Genomic DNA, 1,009 nt, shown 5'->3' with positions numbered 1-1,009 from the left:
CGCGAGGGAGCCCCCCACCCCCGGGACCCCCCCATCGGGCCGGGCGCCAACCCCCCCGGCGCCGCCCCCCCCGAAACTTGGCCCCCCACCCGCGTCAAGCGTAGTTGACGCGAGAGGGGCCCATCGTGCCGTGGCGGCACGGGAGTTGACCACGAGCGCTCTACCCTTGGGGTCATGAAGCAGCAGTACGTCACCATGGCCCTCGCAGGCCTCCTGATCGGAATCCTCGCGTTCGGCGCCGGCTGGTACACGGCCCGTGCCCGGGAGACCGCTCCGGCCCCGACCTACATCACGGTCACGCCGGAGCCGGTCACCGCGGGCACGATCTCCCCTCCCGCCTCGGCCGGTGCCCGGTAGGGCTACTGACGAACCGCCCAGAAACGGTCGGCCGCGTTGTCGAAGCCGACCGACGCGGACAGGGACTCCGGCGGCTCCTTCCAGAGCATCTGCCACTGGCCGTCGCCCGAGTCGTTGTCCACGATCACCTCCAGGCCGCGGGCGGTGTTGACCCAGCTGCTGGTCTGGTCGCGGAACCCGTAGTCGGCGAAGTACACCGGCTTGTCCTCGTGGAAGAGGTTGAACTGCAGCCTCCTGCCACCCCAGTTCTTGTCGGCGTAGAAGCAGTAGTAGGAGGGTTCGCTGGTCGGGGCCGGGCACTTCTTCCAGTCCGTGCCCCTGGCGGACCGGCGGTGGTGGTCCCCGCTCCACGGGGGAGCCTGCGCCTCCCCGGGCAGCGGCAGGACCACCACCGCCCCGTCCGGGTAGGTGATCTCGTTGGCGGCGGTCTGCTTACCGTTCTTGCTCGCGGCGAGTTGGGCGTCCACCGCCTGCTGCAGCAGGTCACGGTCACCGCGGGCAAGGTTTCTGATGACGGGCCGCGCGTCCTCGCCCGTACTGGGTGCGGCTGCGGCCCGGGGGGCGCGCGGCGGGCGCCCGGCGCCGCCGGGCCCCCCCCCCCCCCCCCAGCGAGAGCGGAGAGGGGGGTGAGGGGGGGGGGAACACGGAGGGA

2 protein-coding genes are annotated in these 1,009 nt (G+C 72.5%); one reads left to right on the top strand and one right to left on the bottom strand.

Annotated elements, in window-relative coordinates:
• The first annotated feature begins 174 nt into the window (after positions 1-174).
• The gene (locus ACFV6I_RS00495; protein WP_063352045.1) at positions 175-357 is read left to right on the top strand and encodes a hypothetical protein; all 183 of its coding nucleotides are present in this window, start codon (positions 175-177) and stop codon (positions 355-357) included.
• 2 nt (positions 358-359) lie between these two features.
• On the opposite strand, the gene ACFV6I_RS00490 is transcribed toward ACFV6I_RS00495, so the two are convergent.
• On the bottom strand, positions 360-824 hold the full coding sequence (locus ACFV6I_RS00490) for a peptidase inhibitor family I36 protein (RefSeq protein ID WP_380423108.1): 465 nt from the start codon (positions 822-824) through the stop codon (positions 360-362).
• Positions 825-1,009: the final 185 nt, after the last annotated feature.

The sequence above is a fragment of the Kitasatospora sp. NPDC059803 genome, assembly GCF_042732255.1.
Classification (GTDB): domain Bacteria; phylum Actinomycetota; class Actinomycetes; order Streptomycetales; family Streptomycetaceae; genus Kitasatospora.
The sequence above is the reverse complement of the archived record's forward strand: the minus strand, read 5'-3'. Positions and strand labels throughout refer to the sequence as shown.